The sequence below is a fragment of the Leucobacter chromiisoli genome, assembly GCF_016522505.1.
In the GTDB taxonomy this organism is placed as follows: Bacteria; Actinomycetota; Actinomycetes; order Actinomycetales; family Microbacteriaceae; genus Leucobacter; species Leucobacter chromiisoli.
The window spans coordinates 113,981-131,139 of the sequence record NZ_JAEHOH010000011.1; the positions used below are offsets into that span (position 1 = coordinate 113,981).

Sequence of the window (17,159 nt, forward strand, 5' to 3'; positions counted from 1 at the left end):
GGGGCGCCGGCTCCGGGCGAGGGTCCGCTCAGGATCGGCGATCCAGTGCGAGCTCGGCGCCGAATCCGGGCCGCGCCCCGAACGAGCATCACGGGCCCCTCACCGGGCCGCGGCCCCTCACCAGTCGATGGGCCTGGTCTCGCCGATCAGGCAGACGTTCTGCTCCGGGCCCACGGCGGGCATCGCCTCCGCGGTGAAGCTCCGGTCCTCGGGAACCAGCTGACCGATGAGGCAGTCGCTCTCGATCCTCACCGCCACGAAGATGCTGTCGGCCGGCAGCCCCGTCCTCGACTGATCGAAGCTGACCTGCATCGTCGTCCGGTCGAATCCGGCGGCGGCGACGGCGTCGACGACGGGCTGTCCCTGGATGGCCCCCTCGCCGGCGGCGTACGCGCGGAGCGTCTCCGTGAAGAAGGGCAGGTTCTCCTCGGCCGACCCTCCCGGCACGAGCTCGGGTGCGACCTCGGGTTCGGCCGGCGTCTCGCGCGGCGGCGTCTCGGGAGTGGGCCCCTCGAGCAGGAAGCACCCGGCGAGCAGCGGCGCGGCGGCGAGGAGCGCAGCGGCGGCGAGCGCCGCACGGCCTCCCCGAGTCCGTGCCGGCGCGCGGCGGAGCGTCGGGGCGGAGGGGCTGGGAGACTTCACGAGCCCAGCTTACGGGCCTCCACCTGTGGTCGCGCTCAAGGCTTCTCCCTGCCATTCGGTCGCCCAGCCGTTCGTTGCTCAGCCGCCGCGTCTTCCAGCCGTCACGTCCCTCCAGCCGGCACGTCGTCACGTCGTCACGTCGCCCAGCCGCCACGTCCCGCGCCGTGCGTCGCCTCGCCCAGCCGCCGAGTCGCCCACAGACGGCGTCGCCGCCCGTTCGGGGGCCTTCTCTCCACAGTTGTCCGCTTCCGCCTGCCCGCTCGCGCCGATCCGCCCATGCTGGATGCCGAGGGGCCCGGCGCATCGAGGCACGGCGCGTCGGGCGCCCTCGCCAGCGGCGGCCGCCCGGTCGCCCCGAGAGACGGAGGAAGTCATGAATACCCCAGTGAGCATCGTCGGCATCGTCGCCACGGATCCACGGCTCGTGCAGACCGGGAGCAGCATCCCGCTGTGCTCCTTCCGGGTGGCGAGCAGCGACCGGCGCTACGACCGCGAGCGTCAGGAGTGGGTGCCCGGGGAGACCAACTGGTTCACCGTGAGCGCCTTCCGCACGCTCGCCGCCCACGCCCACCAGTCCTTCGCCAAGGGCGACCGGGTGATCGTCAGCGGCAGGCTGCGCGTGCGCCGCTGGGAGGCGAACGAGAAGTCGGGGATCTCCGTGGAGATCGACGCCGATGCGCTCGGCCACGACCTCCGCTGGGGCGTCTCGCGATTCACCAAGCGGCACGGCTCCGTTGAGGACGACGGTCCCGGTCGTGGCGGCCCCGAAGGAGGCTCCGGCACGGAGCATCGCGGCGGAGGTGCCGACACGGGGGCGGATGATCGACCGAGCGGCGCCCAGATGAGCGACGGCACGGGCGGCGGCGAGGTGCACGGCGCTGAGCTGCGCGGGGCCGAGCTGCGCGGGGCCGAGCTGCGCGGGGCCGAGCTGCACGGCGGCAGCACCGAACCGCGCGACGAGGGGCCAGCGCGGCGCGGTGCCGGCCCGGAGCAGCGCAGCGACGGCTTCCTCCCGGCGGCGGTCTGAGCAGGGTTCCGCGGCTCTACGACTCCGCAGCTCTACGACTCCGAGGCTTCGCGTCTCCGCGACTTCGCGGCTACGACAGGTACTCGGCGAAGGAGGCGCGCACCTTGTTCACCTTCGGCACCGCGACGGCGAGGCAGTAGCCCTGGGTCGGGTTCTTGGCAAAGAAGTCCTGGTGGTACTCCTCCGCCGGGAAGACCTCACCGAGCGGCTCGATCTGCGTGACGATCTCCTCGGGGCGGTCCTCGCTCGTCCACCAGGCGGCGGCGCGGAGCTTGGCGGCCTCGAAGAGCTGGCGCTGATCCTCATCGACGTAGAACATCGCCGAGCGGTACTGCGTGCCGACGTCGGCGCCCTGGCGGTTGAGCTGCGTCGGGTCGTGCATCGTGAAGAAGGCGTCGAGCACGATCTCCGGCGGCAGCACGGTCTCGTCGAAGGTGACCGCCACCGCCTCCGCGTGGCCGGTCGCCCCGGTGCAGACCTGCTCGTAGCTGGGGTTCGGCGTCGCACCCCCCGTGTAGCACGACACGACGCTCTCCACCCCCCGCAGGGCCCGGTACGCGGCGTCGAGGCACCAGAAGCAGCCGCCCGCGAGCACGAAGGTCGTCGACATCGTTATCCCTCTTCCTTCCGGCGGTCCCCGGGATCGTCCTCGCTCCGTTCCGCGCCCGTCCACCACGTGTCCTCGGGCGTCGCGGGCAGATGACGCTTGTGCGCCGAGGTGAGGTAGCGTCGCTCGAGGTTCGCCGCGGCCGCCGCAGCGACCTCCTCGCCGCGCAGATACGCGTCGATCTCGGCGTAGCTCACCCCCAGACTCGCTTCGTCGGTCTGCCCGGGGTCGCTGTCGAGCAGGTCGGCGGTCGGCACCTTCTTCCAGAGGCGCTCCTCGGCGCCGAGGTGGCGCAGCATCGCGGCCCCCTGCCCCTTCGTGAGGCCGGCGAGCGGCAGCACGTCGGCAGCGCCGTCCCCGAACTTCGTGAAGAAGCCGGTGATGGCCTCGGCGGCGTGATCCGTTCCGATGACGAGCAGGCCGCGATCCCCCGCGATCGTGTACTGGGCGATCATCCGCATGCGGGCCTTCACGTTGCCCTTGGTGAAATCGGTGACGGGCGTACCCAGGGCCTCGCCCACCTCCGCGGTGATCGCGTCCACGCCCGAGGCGATGTTCACGGAGACCTGGGCGTCGGGGCGGATGAAGGACAGGGCGAGTTGAGCGTCGTCCTCGTCGTGCTGCACGGCGTAGGGCAGTCGCACCGCCACGAACTCGGCCTCCCGCCCCTCGGCGCGCAGCCGCTCTGCGGCCAGCTGGGCGAGTCTGCCGGCCAGCGTGGAGTCCTGGCCGCCCGAGATGCCGAGAACGAAGCCGCGGACGCCGGGCGAGGCGCGCACGTAGTCGACGAGGAACCCGACTCGACGCTCGACCTCCGCGGCCGCGTCGACCTCGGGTCTGGCTCCCAGGTCGCGAATGATCCGTCGTTGCATGTCGCTCATGGGCCCAGCCTACTCCGCTCGTGTTACGGGGAGACTACTTCGAGGGGCGGGGTTCACACCGCGCGGTGGGCGTGGTAATAGGCGAGCAGCGCCCGGGTGGAGGGGTCCTGGGCCTCGGCTGCCGCCTCGTCGCCCTCGACGGCGGGGGCGATCTGCAGCGCCAGCTGCTTCCCGAGCTCGACGCCCCACTGGTCGAAGGAGTTGACGCCCCACACGGCGCCCTGCGTGAAGGTGATGTGCTCGTAGAGGGCGATCAGCTGTCCGAGCACCGCGGGCGTCAACGACGGCGCGAAGATCGAGGTGGTCGGCCGGTTCCCCGCGAAGGTGCGCGCGGCGACGAGCGGTCCGGTGGTGCCCTCCGCCTCCACCTCGGCGGCGGTCTTGCCGAAGGCCAGCGCCTTGGTCTGGGCGAGGAAATTCGCGAGGAACAGCCCGTGCACGTCGCGATCGCCGTCCCGCAGGGGGTAGGCGGGGTTCGCGAATGCGATGAAGTCGGCGGGGATCAGCCGGGTGCCCTGGTGGATCAGCTGGTAGAACGCGTGCTGGCCGTTCGTGCCGGGCTCGCCCCAGAAGACCTCGCCGGTGTCCGTGCTGACCGGCGCCCCGTCCCACCGCACCGATTTCCCGTTGGACTCCATGGTCAGCTGCTGCAGATAGGCCGGGAAACGGTGCAGCTGCTGCGCGTACGGCAGCACGGCGTGCGACTGCGCACCGAGGAAGTTCACGTACCAGACGTTGAGGAGACCCATCATCACCGGCACGTTGCGCTCGAGCGGCTCGGTGCGCACGTGCTCGTCGACGGCGTGGAAGCCGGCGAGCATCTCGCGGAACCGCTCGGGGCCGAGGGTGATCGCGAGCGGCAGCCCGATGGCCGAGTCGACCGAGTAGCGTCCGCCCACCCAATCCCAGAACCCGAAGGCGTTGTCGGGGTCGATCCCGAACTCCGCGACCCGGTCGAGGGCCGTCGAGACGGCGACGAAGTGGTGGGCGACGGCACCCGTGCGGCTCGCGTCGTCCTGGCCGATCGCACCGGCCGCTGCGAGCCCCTCCCAGAGCCAGGCCCGGGCGAGGCGGGCGTTGGTGAGCGTCTCGAGAGTGGTGAAGGTCTTGGAGGCCACGATGAACAGCGTGGTCGCGGGATCGAGGTCCGCGGTCTTCTGGGCGAGATCGGTCGGATCGATGTTCGAGACGAAGCGGGCTTCGATGCCGGCGTCCGCGTAGGGTGCGAGCGCCTCGGAGACCATGACCGGGCCGAGGTCGGAGCCGCCGATGCCGATGTTCACGACGTGCGTGACGCGCTTGCCGGTGACGCCGAGCCACTCGCCGGAGCGGACGCGCTCCGCGAAGGCGGAGAGCGACTCGAGCACCGACTGCACGTCGGCGTCGACCTGCTGGCCGTCGACGACCAGGGCCGGCGAAGCCCCGGCGGGTCGCCGCAGCGCCGTGTGCAGCACGGCGCGATCCTCGGTCGTGTTGATGTGCTCGCCCGCGAGCATCGCCGCGTAGCGCTCGGCGACCCCCGTCTGCTCGGCCAGACGCACGAGAGCCGACGCGATCTCGTCGGTGACCAGGTTCTTCGACAGGTCGACGTGCAGATCGGCGAGCGGGAGCGCGAATCGCTCGGCCCGATCCGGATCCTCGGCGAACCAGGAGCGCAGATCTGGCGCGAACGTCTCTCGGAGCGCGGAGAGCTCGGCCCAGGCCGAGGTAGCTGTGGGATCGATCGAAGCGGTCATGCCTCCCAGAGTAGACCGAGCGCGTCGTCCGCACACCGGCGCCGCGCCTCAGCCGGTGAGGCAGCGGGGGCCGAGCAGTCCCTTGAGCTCACCGTAGAGGTCGGCGGTCACGCGCACCGGGAAGGGCAGCTCGAACACGCGAACCCCCAGCTGGGTGATCAGGTGCAGTCGCACCTCGCTCTCGCCGCGGTGGCGTCGCAGAGTCTCCTTGAGGTCCTCCATCAGGGGTTCCGTCGCCCGGTGGTCCGCGAGCGAGATCGTCAGCGTCGCCGCGTCGTCCTGCACCGCGGCGTCGATCGGCTTCACCCCGTAGGCGTGCATCGACATGCCGTCGTCTCGGGCGTTCATCTTGCCCCGCAGCGCCACGATCGTGTCGGGCTGGAGCATGCTGCCGAACTCCTGGTACGTCTTGCCCATGAAGAGCGCCTGGATCTCGCCCGTGAAGTCCTCGATCGAGACCATGCCGTAGAGGTTGCCCGACTTCGCGGTGCGGTGCTGCACGCTCGTGAGCAGCCCCGCGATGGTGACGATCTCGCCGTCGTAGTTCGCATCGGGGTTCGTCACCTGCTCGACCGTGACCGAGGCCTCCTTCGCGAGCGCCGTCTCCAGTCCGCGCAGCGGGTGGTCGGAGACGTAGAGGCCCAGCATCTCGCGCTCGAAGGCGAGCTTGTCCTTCTTCGTCCACTCGGGGCGCTCGGGCACGCGCGAGACCGCGTCGGAGGATGCCCCCGTGTCCTCGGCCGCGGCGGCGAAGAGCGAGTCGAAGTCGAATCCGACGTTGCCGTTCTCGGCGTCGCGCTTGTCCTTCACCGCGCTCTCGACCGCCGACTCGTGGATCTCGACGAGCGCCCGGCGGGTCGATCCCATCGTGTCGAACGCGCCGGCCTTGATGAGCGACTCGATGGTGCGCTTGTTGAGCACCTGCATGGGCACGTGCTTCAGGAACTCGTGGAAGGTCTCGAAGTCGCCCTCGCGCTCGCGCGCCTGGCGGATCCCCTCGACGACGTGCGCGCCGACGTTGCGCACGGCGCCGAGGCCGAAGCGGATGTCCTCGCCGGTCGCGGCGAAGTTGACGAACGACTCGTTGACGTCGGGCGGCAGTACCCTGATGCCCATGCGGCGGCACTCGTTGAGGTAGAGCGCGAGCTTGTCCTTCGAGTCGCCGACGCTCGTGAGCAGCGCGGCCATGTACTCGGCGGGATAGTGGGCCTTGAGGTAGGCCGTCCAGAAGCTGACGACGCCGTAGGCCGCGGAGTGCGCCTTGTTGAACGCGTAGTCGGAGAACGGCAGCAGGATGTCCCACAGGGCCTTGATCGCGGCCTCCGAGTAGCCGCGCTCCTTCATGCCTCCGGAGAAGCCCTCGTACTGCTTGTCGAGCTCCGACTTCTTCTTCTTGCCCATGGCCCGGCGCAGGATGTCGGCCTGTCCGAGCGAGAACCCGGCCACCTTCTGCGCGATCGACATCACCTGCTCCTGGTAGATGATGAGGCCGTAGGTCGTGTCGAGGATGTCGCGCAGCGGTTCCTCGAGCTCGGGATGGATCGGGGTGATCTGCTGCAGGCCGTTCTTGCGCAGCGCGTAGTTGGTGTGCGAGTCGGCGCCCATGGGCCCCGGCCGGTAGAGCGCCAGCACGGCCGAGATGTCCTCGAAGTTGTCGGGCTTCATGAGGCGCAGCAGGCCGCGCATGGGGCCGCCGTCGAGCTGGAACACGCCGAGCGTGTCTCCTCTCGCCAGCAGCTCGTACGATGCGGCGTCGTCGAGGGCGAGCGTCTCGAGATCCAGCTCCTCGCCGCGGTTCAGCTTGATGTTCTCCAGCGCGTCGGAGATGATCGTGAGGTTGCGGAGGCCGAGGAAGTCCATCTTGATCAGCCCCAGGCCCTCGCAGGTCGGGTAGTCGAACTGCGTGACGATCTGGCCGTCCTGCTCGCGCTTCTGCAGCGGGATGATGTCGATGAGGGGATCGCTCGACATGATCACGCCCGCCGCGTGCACGCCCCACTGGCGTTTCAGCCCCTCGAGGCCCAGCGCCGTGTCGTAGACGCGCTTCGCGTCGGGATCCTCCTGCAGCACGGCGCGGAACTCGGCCGCCTCCTTGTACCGCGGGTGCTGCGGGTCGGTGATCCCGGACAGCGGGATGTCCTTCGCCATGACCGCCGGCGGCATCGCCTTCGTCAGCTTCTCGCCCATGCCGAACGGGAAGCCCAGCACGCGCGAGGCGTCCTTGAGCGCCTGCTTCGACTTGATCGTGCCGTAGGTGACGATCTGCGCCACGCGCTCGTCCCCGTACTTCTCGGTCACGTACTTGATGACCTCGCCGCGGCGGCGATCATCGAAGTCGACGTCGAAGTCGGGCATCGAGACGCGGTCGGGGTTCAGGAAGCGCTCGAAGATGAGCCCGTGCTGCAGCGGGTCCAGGTCGGTGATCCTCATCGCGTAGGCGACCATCGAGCCCGCGCCCGAGCCCCGGCCGGGGCCCACGCGGATCCCGTTGTCCTTCGACCAGTTGATGAAATCGGCGACGACGAGGAAGTAGCCCGGGAACCCCATCTGGGTGATGACGCCGATCTCGTACTCGGCCTGCTTGCGCACGTCGTCGGGAATGCCGTTCGGGTAGCGGTAGTGCAGGCCCCGCTCGACCTCCTTCACGAACCAGCTGTCCTCGGTCTCGCCCTCGGGGACCGGGTAGCGGGGCATATAGTTGGCGGAGGTGTTGAACTCGACGCTGCAGCGCTCCGCGATGAGCAGGGTGTTGTCGCAGGCGTCGGGGTGGTCGCGGAAGAGGTGCCGCATCTCGGCGGCGGTCTTCAGGTAGTAGCCGGATCCGTTGAACTGGAAGCGGTTCGGATCGTCGAGCCGGGATCCCGACTGCACGCAGAGCAGCGCCGAGTGCGCCTCGGCGTCGGCCTCGTGGACGTAGTGCAGGTCGTTCGTCGCGACGAGCGGGATCGAGAGCTCCTTCGCGATCCTCAGGAGGTCGCCCTGCACCCGGCGCTCGATGTCGAGGCCGTGATCCATGAGCTCGCAGAAGAAGTTCTCCTTGCCGAAGATGTCCTGGAACTCGGCCGCGGCCTTGACCGCCTCGTCGTACTGGCCGAGGCGCAGACGCGTCTGGATCTCGCCCGACGGGCAGCCCGTCGTCGCGATGATGCCCTTGCCGTAGGTCTGCAGGAGCTCGCGGTCCATGCGCGGCTTGAAGTAGTACCCCTCCATGGACGAGTAGCTCGACAGCCGGAAGAGGTTGTGCATGCCCTCCGTCGTCTCGGAGAGCATCGTCATGTGGGTGTACGCGCCGGCGCCCGAGACGTCGTCGCCGGCACCGTCGCCCCACTTCACGCGGGTGCGGTCCGAGCGATGCGTGCCCGGGGTCAGGTACGCCTCGATCCCGATGATCGGGTTCAACCCGCGATCCCGAGCCTGCTTCCAGAAGTCGAACGCGCCGAACGTGTTGCCGTGGTCGGTGACGGCGATCGCTGGCATGCCCTGCTCGACCACCGCGTCCATCAGCCCGCCCACGCGGGCCGCGCCGTCGAGCATCGAGTACTCGCTGTGCGTGTGCAGATGTACGAAGCTGTCCGTGCCGCCCATGCATGCTCCCTGCTCGCGGTGATCCGAGGCCCCGACCAGGGTACCGCGCCCCGCTGACATCGGGTCGGGATCGGGGACCGGGATCCCGCTTCCCGGGCGCGTCCACCGATCCGCCCACCGTTCCCGGCCCGTCTACCGACCCAGCCGCTCCGCGCAGGGCACGCAGTGCTCGGCGAAGGGCCGCGCCTCGAGGCGGGCCTCCGGGATCGGCCGTCCGCAGGCGGCGCAGCGGCCGTACTCCCCCGCCTCCCATCGGTGCAGCGCGCCCTCCGCTCGCTGCAGTTCCGCGCGAGCGCGGCCGACCAGGCCGGCGAGCCGCGACCACTCGGACGAGAGGGTCACGCCCTCGGGGTCGTGCTCGTCGTCGTCGTTCTCGCTCCGGCGAGCCCTGGTCAGCGCATCGAGGGCTTCGGCAACGGTCTCGAGCCGCTCCGCGGCGCGCTCGCGCAGCTCCAGCAGCAGCGTGCGCAGGGGTTCGTCCGAGGGCATGCCCTCACCCTACCGAGGCGGCGCTCCGGACGGGGGCGCTCGCCCGGCCACCGACGGGGGCGCCGCGAGGAGGGAGCGGCATCGCCGAACGGAGCGCCGGCTACCCCTCGAGCACGTCGAGGGCGTGCTGCAGGTCGGCCGGGTAGACGCTCTCGAACTCGACCGGCTCCCCCGTCGCGGGATGCCGGAAGCCGAGCCGCATCGCGTGCAGCCACTGGCGCGTCAGCCCGAGACGCTCCGACAGCGTCGGGTCGGCGCCGTACATCCCGTCGCCCACGCACGGGTGGCGCTGGGCGGCCATGTGCACGCGGATCTGGTGGGTGCGGCCGGTCTCGAGCCGCACCTCGAGCAGCGTCGCGTAGGGGAACGCCTCGAGCGTGTCGTAGTGGGTCACCGAGGGCTTGCCGTCGCGCGTGACCGCGAACTTCCACTCGTGGCCGGGGTGCCGACCGATCGGCCCCTCGATGGTTCCCGAGAAGGGATCCGGATGCCCCTGCACCACCGTGTGGTAGATCTTGTCGACCTCGCGCTCCTTGAAGGCCCGCTTCAGCTCGCGGTACGCGTGCTCGCTCTTCGCGACCACCATGAGGCCGCTCGTGCCCGCGTCGAGGCGGTGCACCACGCCCTGCCGCTCGGCGGGACCGGAGGTCGCGATCCGGTACCCGGCCCCCGCGAGAGCGCCGAGCACGGTCGGCCCCTGCCAGCCGAGCGACGGGTGCGCGGCGACGCCGGCGGGCTTGTCGACCACGACGAGGTCGTCGTCGTCGTGGACGATCCCGAGCTCGGGCAGATCGACCGGAACCACCTCGGGCCCCGTCTTCTCCTCCCAGCTCACCTCGAGCCAGCCGCCGGCGCTCAGCCGGTCCGACTTGCCGAGCGCGCGCCCGTCGAGCGACACGCCGCCCCCCTGCGCGATCTCGGCCGCGAAACTGCGCGAGAAGCCGAGCATCTTCGCGAGCGCGGCGTCCACCCGCTCACCGACCAGGCCGTCGGGCACGGGCAGGCTGCGGTGCTCCATCAGCGATCCCCCGTCGATGCGCGCGGTTCGGGATCGGCGTCCGGTTCGGGATCGGATCCGGAACCGAGCCCGTCATCGCCCGCACGGCCCTCACGATCGGCGCGCGGTTCGGGATCGGCGCCCGGTTCCTCGCCGGTCTCCTCCTCTATCGCCTCCTCCATCGCGCGCCGCTCGGCCCGGGTGAGGCGCGGCGACCCGTCGGACGGCACGCCGAGCAGCGTGATCAGCACGAAGAGGCACATGCCGCCGACGATGCCGATGTCGGCGATGTTGTAGATGGCGGGGGTGAATCCGAGCCACATCCACGGCGTCAGGATGAAGTCGATGACGTGCCCCTCGGGGAAGCCCGGCGCGCGCGTCAGCCGATCGGTGAGGTTGCCGAGCACACCGCCGAGCAGCAGCCCGAGGAAGACGGCCCACGGCACCGAGCGCAGCCTGCGGATCTGCCACAGGATCACCCCGACGACGACGGTGGCGAGGATCGTGAAGATCCAGGTCGAGCCGCTCGCCATGGAGAAGGCGGCGCCGGGGTTCCTGACGAAGTGCCACTGCAGGACCTCGCCGAGCACCGGCACCGAGCGTCCCTCGGGGAGGTTCTCGACGACCCAGTTCTTCGACAGCTGGTCGGCTGCGTACACGACGATCGCGACGCCGACCAGGAGCACAGGCACCAGGAGGCGTCGCGACGTCGAGGGTGTGGCGCCCCGCGCCACGACGGGTGCGTCGTTCACGCTCCCGGGTTACTGCAGGCCCTCGGGCGCACCGTTGGGCTCGGGCGATCCGTCCAGGCCTCGCAGCTGGGACTCGATGTAGGAGCGCAGGGTCGAACGGTACTCGCCCTCGAACTCGCGCAGCTCGCGGATCTTGCTGCGCAGGTCGATGCGCTCCTCGCCGAGGATCCGGAGCTCCTCCGCGCGCTGCTTCTGCGCCTCCTCGACCAGCTGCTTCGCGGTGCCCTCGGCATCCTGGATGAGCCGATCGCGCTTCGCCTCGCCCTCCTGCACGTGCTTGTCGTGCAGTTCGAGGGCGAGCTGCAGCATGGCGCTGGACTTGATCGCGTCGCCCTGATTCTGCGACATCGTGGTCTCGGCGACGGGGGCGGCCGGCTTCGGCGCGTCCACGACGATGGTGCGCTCGGCGGCGCTCTCCGACTCGGCGGGGACCGCGGCGCCCGCACCCGAAGCCGCCTTCGCCTCGGCCGCCTCGAGCTTGGCGGTGAGCTCCTCGATCTGCGAGCGCAGCTCTTCCTTCTCCTGCTCGTGCTGGCGCAACTCCTCGACGATCGTGTCCAGGAAGTCGTCGACCTGATCCAGGTCGTAGCCGTCGCGGAATTTGGTGATCGTGAACTTCTGATTCACGACGTCTTCAGGTGTCAGGGCCATTCGTGAGTCTCTTTCGCTTCGGGACCACTGACGTGGTCATGGTCAACGCTAGCAAACATTGCGGGGAACGCGCCTCCCGGATGTCCAGCTGTCCGCCGCTAGCGGATCAGGACGCCGAGCAGCCCGGAGACGATGATGCAGCTGATCAGGGTGAGCGGCCACCCCAGGTCGAGGGCGATCTGGCCGATCCGGATCGGAGGCAGGATCCTCCGGAACATGCGGATGGGCGGGTCGGTGACGGTGTACACAGCCTCGACCAGCACGAGCAGCGGACCGGTCGGTCTGAACCTGCGGTTCAGGACACGGATCCAGTCGAGGACGAACCGCCCCCACAGGATGAAGATGTAGATCTGGAGGAGGAGTCGCAGGATGATCGCGACGAGTGCGAGGAACCCCACCGGCTACGCGGAGGGACTCACGAAGAAGGAGCCGCTCTCGTTCTTCTGCTGCTCCTCGCCGCTCACCGCGATGTTCTCGGGCGAGAGCAGGAAGACCTTGCTGGTGACGCGCTCGATGCGGCCGCGCAGGCCCATGGAGAGGCCGCTCGCGAAGTCGATCAGCCGCTTGGCGTCGGCCTCGTTCATCTGGGAGAGGTTCAGGATGACCGGGACGCCGTCGCGGAAGCTCTCCGCGATGAGGGTGGCGTCGCGGTACTCGCGGGGGTGCACTGTGAGGATCTCGTTCATAGCCTGGGCCGGGGTGTGTCGGGTGGGGGTCACCTTGCGCAGCGGGGTCACGGGGGCCTTCTGCTGGGCGGGGCGGCTGCTCTCGGCCGGCCTCACGGGCGCTGCGGCCGGCTCGGAGGCGGACGTCGCGGGAGCGGCGTTCGCGGAACTCTGGTTCTCGAGATCCTCCTCGGCGAGGCCGAGAAACACCATCGTCTTCTTCAGCGGGTTGCTCATGTTCTCTCCCAACGATTGCGTGCTCTTCGAGACTAACGGGGGTCCGGACGTTTGCCCGTGATTGCACTGCCGATGCGCAGGTGTGTCGCGCCGGCGGCGATCGCCTCCGCGTAGTCGTGGGTCATCCCCGCCGAGATCGCGTCCGCGTCGGGGGCGATCGCCCGGACGCGCTCCGAGTAGCCGGCGAGCCGCGCGAACGCGCTCGCCGGCTCCTCCTCGAGCGGCGCGACCGCCATGACGCCTCTGAGACGCAGCGCGGGGGACGCGAGCATCCGCTCGGCGAGCGGCTCGATGCCGTCGGGCGCGACGCCTCCGCGCGCGGGATCGTCCGTGAGGTTGATCTGCATGAAGGCGTCGATCGGCGGCCGGGAGCCCTCCTCCGCGGCGAGCCGGTCGAGCGGAGCGATCACGGCGTCGCGGTCGATGGAGTGGATCGCGTGCGCGTAGCCGGCGACCTGCCTGGCCTTCTTGCTCTGCAGCTGACCGACGAAGTGCCACCTCAGGTCGAGCGACGCGAGCTCGCGGGCCTTCGCCTGCGCCTCCTGATGCCGGTTCTCGCCCACGTCCCGCACGCCGAGTTCCGCGAGCGCCGCGACGAGGCTCGCCGGGTGGAACTTCGTGACGACGATGAGCGTGAGATCCTCGGGATCCCGGCCCGCGACCCGGCAGGCGTCGCCGATTCCGCCGCGCACCTCGGCCAGCCGATCGGCCAGCCCCGGGAACTGCGGCGTCTCCGGAGCACCCACGGCGTCTACCTCAGGAACTCGGGGATGTCGAGATCGAGGTCGTCGCCGTCGAACGCGGGATCCGGGAGCTGCGCCTCCACCGGGGGGTTGGAGATGGCCTCGCCGAACTCGCCGGCGCCCTCGCCCGATGCGGCGGCGCCGGCGCCGGCGCCCGCCGCTGCCGCTGTACGGCCCTGGCTGGTGGTCGCGGCCTCCTCGAGAGTCTCGACGTGGCTGCCGCGGCGCCCGCGCTCGTTCGACGGGGTCGAGGCTGCCGCCGCCCCCGGCTCGGCGTCGAAGCCGGCGGCGATGACGGTGACGCGCACCTCGTCGCCGAGCGTGTCGTCGATGACGGTTCCGAAGATGATGTTCGCCTCGGGATGCACGACGTCCTGCACCAGCGAGGAGGCCTCGTAGATCTCGCTGAGCGCGAGGTTCGAGGAGCCCTGGATCGAGAGCAGCACGCCGTGGGCGCCCTCCACGGAGGCCTCGAGCAGCGGGGAGGCGACGGCCAGCTCGGCGGCCTTGATCGCGCGATCGGCGCCCCGTGCGGATCCGATGCCCATGAGCGCCGCCCCCGCGCCCTGCATGACCGACTTGACGTCGGCGAAGTCCAGGTTGATGAGGCCGGGCGTGGTGATGAGGTCGGTGATGCCCTGCACGCCGGCGAGCAGCACCTGGTCGGCGGCGGCGAAGGCCTCGATCATGCTGATGCCGGGCTCGCTGATCTCGAGGAGCCGGTCGTTGGGCACCACGATGAGGGTGTCGACCGCCTCCCGCAGCGTGTGCACGCCGACGTCGGCCTGCGCGGCGCGGCGCTTGCCCTCGAAGCTGAAGGGGCGCGTCACGACGCCGATGGTGAGCGCGCCGATCGACTTCGCGATGCGCGCCACCACGGGGGCCGCGCCCGTGCCCGTGCCGCCGCCCTCGCCGGCGGTCACGAAGACCATGTCGGCACCGGTGAGCGCCTCCTCGATCTCCTCGGCGTGATCCTCGGCGGCGCGGCGGCCGACCTCGGGGTCGGCGCCGGCGCCGAGCCCGCGGGTGAGCTCGCGGCCGACGTCGAGCTTCACGTCGGCGTCGCTCAGCAGCAGCGCCTGCGCGTCGGTGTTCACCGCGATGAACTCGACGCCGCGGAGGCCGAGCTCGATCATGCGGTTGACGGCATTGACCCCGCCGCCTCCGACACCGACGACCTTGATGACCGCGAGGTAGTTCTGGTTCGTTGACACGTGGGTCCTCCCCCTCATCCTTCAACCTCTACGTGAAGGTGAAAGTTAGTATTCGGGTATACATTTCTCGTGTTCAAAGCTATGCGCCCCGGCTGGACGACGCGTTCAGACACACCGAGGCGCCCCAGGAATTTCTTCGATCCGGGTGCGTCGCGAGGCCTCGGGGCTCACCGGAAGACCGGCGCCTCCGAGGAGGAGACGTCGATGACGGTCACCGGCCGATCCGCGAGGGCCCGGAGCATGGTGGCGAGCACCACCGCCTTCTCCTGCGACTTCGCCGCATCCCCCCAGAGCACTTCGACGCCGCTCGTCAGCACGAACCGGACGTTCTGCGGGCTCGTCGCGGACGCCGTCGACACCTGCGCCCGCAGCTCGGCCGGCATGTCGCGCAGCACCTCCGCCGCGGCCCGGAACGACTCCGAGGACACATCGGCGAGGCCGTCGCCGCCCTGGGGCACGCCCTCGGGAGGCGCGTCCGAGCGGCCGAGCAGGACTCCTGCGGGATCGTAGAGCTCGAACGCCCCGCCGCGCTCGAGCGAGACCACGGGAACGCGCTCCTCGATCCTCACCAGGAGGGTGTGCGGCGGGATGCGCTCGATCGCGTAGCGCTGGATCAGCGGGAACGGCTCGAGCGCCTCGTGCACCTCGCGATCGTCGACCAGCGCGAGCGGCACGCCGTCGAACCGCTGCAGCGTGCCGGCCACCTCCTCGGCGTTCACCAGGGCGGCGCCCTCGACGCGCACCTCGCGCACCGCCATCAGGGGGGTCAGGACGCCCACGGCGACGAAGACCACGAGCCCCCCGACGACCCCCGCCGCGATGAGCCAGTTGCGGCGCCTCCGCCGCGCCTGCGCGGAGAAGCGGCGCTGCTCGCGCCGCTCCCGTGCGCGGCGCCGTCGCGTCGCGTCGCGGACCTCCCGCTCCGCGGCCCGCACCGGATCCTCCGCACTCGCGCGACGGCGCGGGGCGAGTGCCCCGAGGCCGCGCGGGCGCGCCTCGAGCGCCCCGGAGGTCGCGCCGCCGGCCGGCGGGACGCCCGGCACGTCGGCGTCCGCGCCAGGTCCCTCCTCGGAGCCGCCCCCGCCAGGGCCGTCCTCACCGGAGCCGGCCTCCGGTACGTCGTCGTCCGACCCCCACTCGCGGGCGCGTCGCACCTCGCTCAGGTCGATCGTCGGGGCGACCTCGGCCTCCGCCTCCTCCCGCGGCGCGCGAGGCTCCGAGCCTCCGAAGCGGCGGAGCAGACGGTCGAGTCCGGCCTGCGCAGCCCCGGCTCCCCGCCCGTCGCCGCGGCTCCGGTCGAGCGCGTCGGACTCCGATCCCGAACCGCCGCGGCCGGGCTCGCGCCCGCCGCGCGCCGATCCCGAGCCCTGCGAGTCCGCGCCGCGCCGGGGCTCCGGCGCGCCGTCGAATCCGCCCGGCCGCTTCACAGCTGAGCTGGCTCGAAGCGCTCGCGCAGGGCGGCCACGACCTGCGGGATGATCTGGTACACGGTGCCGCAGCTCATGGTGACCATGACGTCGCCCGGCCTCGCGTACTCCGCGAGGTAGTCCGCAGCGCGCTGCCAGTCGTCGATGTAGGCGACGCGCGACCGATCGGCGAAGTCGTCCGAGACCAGGGCCCCCGTGACGCCCGGTACGGGATCCTCGCGTGCGCCGTCGACCGAGAGCACGACCGTGTGGTCGGCGCCCGCCTCCAGCACCTCGGCGAACTCCCGGTGGAAGAGACTCGTGCGGCTGAAGAGGTGGGGCTGGTGGATCGCGATGAGGCGCCCGTCCCCCACGACGGCGCGCGCCGAGTCGAGCAGGGCCGCGACCTCGGTCGGGTGGTGCGCGTAGTCGTCGTAGACGCGCACGCCGTTCACCTCGGCGTGGAACTCGAACCGCCGCTTGGTGCCCCCGAACGCGGCGATCGCAGCGAGGGCGGCACCGGCGTCGAACCCGAGGCCGGTGAGCACGGCGAGCGCCCCCGCGGCGTTGACGGCGTTGTGGCGCCCGTAGACGGCGAGCCGCGTCTCGTGCCGCTGCGGTTCGCCATCGGCCCCCGCGAGCTCGACCGCGAAGCGCACCGGGCCGGAGTCGTCGATGGCCACGATGCGCACGTCGGCGTCGGGGTGCTCGCCGAAGGTGCGGATCGGCGCCCGCCCTCTGGCGTCGCGGAGCGCCTCGAGCACCTCGACGGCGCCCGGGTCGTCGGCGGAGATCACGACGAGCTCGCGCGCCGCGCGGGCGAAGTCGACGAAGGCCGACATGAAGGCCTCGCGGGAGCCGTAGAAGTCGAGGTGCTCGGGGTCGACGTTGGTGATGAGCGCGACCGCCGTGTCGTAGAGCAGGAACGACTTGTCGCTCTCGTCGGCCTCGATGACGAAGAGGTCGTCGGCACCCGCGCCCGAGCTCACGCCGAGCGACTCGATGATGCCGCCGTTCACGAAGGAGGGGTCGGCGCCGAGGCCGAGCAGGCCCGTGACGACCATGCCCGTCGAGGTGGTCTTGCCGTGGGCGCCCGCCACCGAGACGACCTGCTTGCCGCGGGCGAGCCAGGCGAGCGCCTGGGAGCGGTGCAGCACCGGCAGGCCCTTGGCGAGCGCCGAGCGGTATTCGGGGTTGTCCTGCCACAGTGCGCCGGTGACCACGAGGGTGTCGGCATCGCCCACGTTGGCGGCGTCGTGGCCGATGGCGACGGGGATCCCGATCTCTTGGAGCGCGGCGGTGCTGTAGTTGGCGCTGCGATCCGACCCCGTGACCGGCACGCCCGCCTGGTGCATCATGCGGGCGATGCCGCTCATCCCGGAACCGCCGATGCCGACGAAGTGCACCCGGCCGAGTCGTTCGGGAATCTCCATCTCGAGATCGGGGTAGATCATCTGGCCTCCTAGCCGCGCAAACAGACACCCCAGCGTACCGCGCGCAGCTGAGCGGCGTCCGGCACGGCCTCTG

16 protein-coding genes are annotated in these 17,159 nt (G+C 70.9%); 1 reads left to right on the forward strand and 15 read right to left on the reverse strand.

All coding sequences use genetic code 11. The features are described 5' to 3' along the window. Positions 1-117: 117 nt before the first annotated feature. On the reverse strand, positions 118-642 hold the full coding sequence (locus JD276_RS09115; protein ID WP_200115327.1) for a DUF6993 domain-containing protein: 525 nt from the start codon (positions 640-642) through the stop codon (positions 118-120). Positions 643-1,015: 373 nt separating this feature from the next. Here JD276_RS09115 and JD276_RS09120 point away from each other — a divergent pair, with 373 nt between their 5' ends. Next, the gene (locus JD276_RS09120; RefSeq protein ID WP_200115328.1) at positions 1,016-1,669 is read left to right on the forward strand and encodes a single-stranded DNA-binding protein; all 654 of its coding nucleotides are present in this window, start codon (positions 1,016-1,018) and stop codon (positions 1,667-1,669) included. A 70-nt stretch (positions 1,670-1,739) separates the two neighbouring features. Here the strand turns inward: JD276_RS09120 and msrA are convergent, their stop codons facing one another. From msrA to murC, 14 genes are all read right to left on the reverse strand, one after another. Further along, positions 1,740-2,279, reverse strand: a complete 540-nt coding sequence (msrA, locus tag JD276_RS09125; protein ID WP_200115329.1) for a peptide-methionine (S)-S-oxide reductase MsrA — start codon at positions 2,277-2,279, stop codon at positions 1,740-1,742. A 2-nt stretch (positions 2,280-2,281) separates the two neighbouring features. Then, positions 2,282-3,157, reverse strand: coding sequence for an NAD(+) synthase (gene nadE / locus JD276_RS09130; RefSeq protein ID WP_200115330.1), 876 nt, complete (start codon positions 3,155-3,157; stop codon positions 2,282-2,284). A 53-nt stretch (positions 3,158-3,210) separates the two neighbouring features. Further along, positions 3,211-4,893, reverse strand: coding sequence for a glucose-6-phosphate isomerase (pgi, locus tag JD276_RS09135; RefSeq protein ID WP_200115331.1), 1,683 nt, complete (start codon positions 4,891-4,893; stop codon positions 3,211-3,213). Between the two features lie 48 nt (positions 4,894-4,941). Next, positions 4,942-8,478: a DNA polymerase III subunit alpha gene (gene dnaE / locus JD276_RS09140; RefSeq protein WP_200115332.1), complete on the reverse strand. Its 3,537-nt coding sequence runs from the start codon at positions 8,476-8,478 to the stop codon at positions 4,942-4,944. A 132-nt stretch (positions 8,479-8,610) separates the two neighbouring features. Further along, the gene (locus JD276_RS09145; RefSeq protein WP_200115333.1) at positions 8,611-8,967 is read right to left on the reverse strand and encodes a TraR/DksA family transcriptional regulator; all 357 of its coding nucleotides are present in this window, start codon (positions 8,965-8,967) and stop codon (positions 8,611-8,613) included. 100 nt (positions 8,968-9,067) lie between these two features. After that, on the reverse strand, positions 9,068-9,985 hold the full coding sequence (locus JD276_RS09150) for an RluA family pseudouridine synthase (protein WP_200115334.1): 918 nt from the start codon (positions 9,983-9,985) through the stop codon (positions 9,068-9,070). Beyond that, the gene (lspA, locus tag JD276_RS09155; protein WP_307866511.1) at positions 9,985-10,716 is read right to left on the reverse strand and encodes a signal peptidase II; all 732 of its coding nucleotides are present in this window, start codon (positions 10,714-10,716) and stop codon (positions 9,985-9,987) included. The genes JD276_RS09150 and lspA overlap by 1 nt, the downstream gene beginning before the upstream one ends. Positions 10,717-10,725: 9 nt before the next feature. Next, positions 10,726-11,367, reverse strand: coding sequence for a DivIVA domain-containing protein (locus JD276_RS09160; RefSeq protein WP_200115335.1), 642 nt, complete (start codon positions 11,365-11,367; stop codon positions 10,726-10,728). A 98-nt stretch (positions 11,368-11,465) separates the two neighbouring features. Continuing rightward, positions 11,466-11,765, reverse strand: a complete 300-nt coding sequence (locus JD276_RS09165; RefSeq protein ID WP_200115336.1) for a YggT family protein — start codon at positions 11,763-11,765, stop codon at positions 11,466-11,468. A 3-nt stretch (positions 11,766-11,768) separates the two neighbouring features. Beyond that, positions 11,769-12,269, reverse strand: coding sequence for a cell division protein SepF (locus JD276_RS09170; protein WP_200115337.1), 501 nt, complete (start codon positions 12,267-12,269; stop codon positions 11,769-11,771). Between the two features lie 32 nt (positions 12,270-12,301). Continuing rightward, complete coding sequence (locus JD276_RS09175) at positions 12,302-13,015, reverse strand: YggS family pyridoxal phosphate-dependent enzyme (RefSeq protein WP_307866512.1); 714 nt, start codon at positions 13,013-13,015, stop codon at positions 12,302-12,304. Positions 13,016-13,020: 5 nt separating this feature from the next. Next, positions 13,021-14,226 (reverse strand): cell division protein FtsZ, encoded by a 1,206-nt coding sequence (ftsZ, locus tag JD276_RS09180; RefSeq protein WP_200115338.1) that lies wholly within the window; start codon positions 14,224-14,226, stop codon positions 13,021-13,023. 167 nt (positions 14,227-14,393) lie between these two features. After that, complete coding sequence (locus tag JD276_RS16325; RefSeq protein ID WP_200115339.1) at positions 14,394-15,653, reverse strand: cell division protein FtsQ/DivIB; 1,260 nt, start codon at positions 15,651-15,653, stop codon at positions 14,394-14,396. After that, positions 15,650-17,086, reverse strand: a complete 1,437-nt coding sequence (gene murC, locus JD276_RS09190) for a UDP-N-acetylmuramate--L-alanine ligase (protein ID WP_200115340.1) — start codon at positions 17,084-17,086, stop codon at positions 15,650-15,652. Before murC ends, JD276_RS16325 begins: the two co-directional genes overlap by 4 nt. Between the last annotated feature and the right edge of the window lie 73 nt (positions 17,087-17,159).